A 2,855-nucleotide genomic window follows, 5' to 3' on the forward strand; every position below is an offset into this window, starting at 1 on the left:
GCTCGTGGAATTTGCTGTGAATCTGGCGGGACCACCCGCTAAGCCTAAATACTCCCTGGTGACCGATAGCGGACTAGTACCGTGAGGGAAAGGTGAAAAGTACCCCGGGAGGGGAGTGAAAGAGTACCTGAAACCGTGTGCTTACAATCCGTCAGAGCCTTTTTGGGGTGATGGCGTGCCTTTTGAAGAATGAGCCTGCGAGTTAGTGGTGCGTGGCGAGGTTAACCCGTGTGGGGTAGCCGTAGCGAAAGCGAGTCTGAATAGGGCGATATAGTCGCGTGCTCTAGACCCGAAGCGGAGTGATCTACCCATGGCCAGGGTGAAGCGACGGTAAGACGTCGTGGAGGCCCGAACCCACCAGGGTTGAAAACCTGGGGGATGAGCTGTGGGTAGGGGTGAAAGGCCAATCAAACTCCGTGATAGCTGGTTCTCCCCGAAATGCATTTAGGTGCAGCGTCACATGTTTCACGCCGGAGGTAGAGCTACTGGATGGTCTAGGGGGCCTACAAGCTTACCGAAATCAGCCAAACTCCGAATGCCGGTGTGTGAAGTGTGGCAGTGAGACTGCGGGGGATAAGCTTCGTAGTCGAGAGGGAAACAGCCCAGAACACCGGCTAAGGCCCCTAAGTGTGCGCTAAGTGGGAAAGGATGTGGGGTCGCTCAGACAACCAGGAGGTTGGCTTAGAAGCAGCCACCCTTTAAAGAGTGCGTAATAGCTCACTGGTCAAGTGGTTCCGCGCCGACAATGTAGCGGGGCTTAAGCGTACCGCCGAAGCCGTGTCATTCACACATGAGATCGGCTCCCGGGCTTGAACCGGGTGTCTAGTCGTGTGGATGGGTAGGGGAGCGTCGTGCATCCAGGGAAGCAGCCGCGTGAGCGAGTTGTGGAGGGTGTGCGAGTGAGAATGCAGGCATGAGTAGCGATTGCAGAGTGAGAACCTCTGCCGCCGGATGACCAAGGGTTCCTGGGCCAGGTTAATCCGCCCAGGGTAAGTCGGGACCTAAGGCGAGGCCGACAGGCGTAGTCGATGGACAACGGGTTGATATTCCCGTACCCGTGTGGATGCGCCCATGGTGAGGCGGGGGATGTTAACCACCCGAGCGAGGTCGAGTCTTCGGACGGAGCTGAGTGAGCGTGGGAACCAATCCCGTAGTAGTCAAGCGATGGGGTGACGCAGGAAGGTAGCTCCGCCAGTGAGTGGTAGTACTGGTGTAAGCGTGTAGGCCGGTGTGTAGGCAAATCCGCACGCCATATAAGGCTGAGACGTGATGCGTAGCCGATTGAGGCGAAGTAGAGTGATCCTATGCTGCCGAGAAAAGCCTCTAGTGAGTGTTCATGCGGCCCGTACCCCAAACCGACACAGGTGGTCAGGTAGAGAATACCGAGGCGTTCGGGTGAACTGTGGTTAAGGAACTCGGCAAAATGCCCCCGTAACTTCGGGAGAAGGGGGGCCCGCTGACTTGAAACCCCTTGCGGGTTAGGGTTGGTTGGCCGCAGAGACCAGGGAGAAGCGACTGTTTACTAAAAACACAGGTCCGTGCGAAGTCGCAAGACGATGTATACGGACTGACGCCTGCCCGGTGCTGGAACGTTAAGGGGACCGGTTAGTCACTTTGGTGGCGAAGCTGAGAACTTAAGCGCCAGTAAACGGCGGTGGTAACTATAACCATCCTAAGGTAGCGAAATTCCTTGTCGGGTAAGTTCCGACCTGCACGAATGGCGTAACGACTTCTCCGCTGTCTCAACCACAGGCCCGGTGAAATTGCATTACGAGTAAAGATGCTCGTTACGCGCGGCAGGACGGAAAGACCCCGGGACCTTTACTATAGCTTGGTATTGGTGTTTGGTTCGGCTTGTGTAGGATAGGTGGGAGACTGTGAAGCTGCAACGCTAGTTGTGGTGGAGTCGTCGTTGAAATACCACTCTGGTCGTACTGGATGTCTAACCTCGGACCGTGATCCGGTTCAGGGACAGTGCCTGGTGGGTAGTTTAACTGGGGCGGTTGCCTCCCAAAGGGTAACGGAGGCGCCCAAAGGTTCCCTCAGCCTGGTTGGCAATCAGGTGTTGAGTGTAAGTGCACAAGGGAGCTTGACTGTGAGACTGACGGGTCGAGCAGGGACGAAAGTCGGGACTAGTGATCCGGCACTGGCTTGTGGAAGCGGTGTCGCTCAACGGATAAAAGGTACCCCGGGGATAACAGGCTGATCTTGCCCAAGAGTCCATATCGACGGCATGGTTTGGCACCTCGATGTCGGCTCGTCGCATCCTGGGGCTGGAGTAGGTCCCAAGGGTTGGGCTGTTCGCCCATTAAAGCGGCACGCGAGCTGGGTTTAGAACGTCGTGAGACAGTTCGGTCCCTATCCGCCGCGCGCGTTGGAGACTTGAGGAAGGCTGTCCCTAGTACGAGAGGACCGGGACGGACGAACCTCTGGTGTGCCAGTTGTTCTGCCAAGAGCATGGCTGGTTGGCTACGTTCGGAAGGGATAACCGCTGAAGGCATCTAAGCGGGAAGCCTGTTTCGAGATGAGGTCTCCCACCACCTTTGAGTGGTTAAGGCCCCCTAGAGACGATGGGGTTGATAGGCCCGAGATGGAAGCCCAGTAATGGGTGGAGTTGACGGGTACTAATAGGCCGAGGGCTTGATTCACAAAGTTGCTACGCGTCCACTGTGTGGTTCTGAGAGAACTACTAGCGTCCACTGTTTGATGGTTGGATGTTGATGGTTTTTTCATAGTGTTTCGGTGGTTATGGCGGAGGGGAAACGCCCGGTCCCATTCCGAACCCGGAAGCTAAGTCCTCCAGCGCCGATGGTACTGCATGCGTGAGTGTGTGGGAGAGTAGGACGCCGCCGAAC

At 56.5% G+C, this 2,855-nt stretch carries 2 rRNA genes (1 of these 2 cut by a window edge); both read left to right on the forward strand.

The annotated features are described in order from the left end of the window. Positions 1-2,648: ribosomal RNA gene (locus M8C13_RS44225) — 23S ribosomal RNA — on the forward strand; it begins 467 nt to the left of the window's first position. A gap of 90 nt (positions 2,649-2,738) precedes the next feature. Next, positions 2,739-2,855: ribosomal RNA gene (rrf, locus tag M8C13_RS44230) — 5S ribosomal RNA — on the forward strand.

The organism is Crossiella sp. SN42, assembly GCF_023897065.1.
In the GTDB taxonomy this organism is placed as follows: domain Bacteria; phylum Actinomycetota; class Actinomycetes; order Mycobacteriales; family Pseudonocardiaceae; genus Crossiella.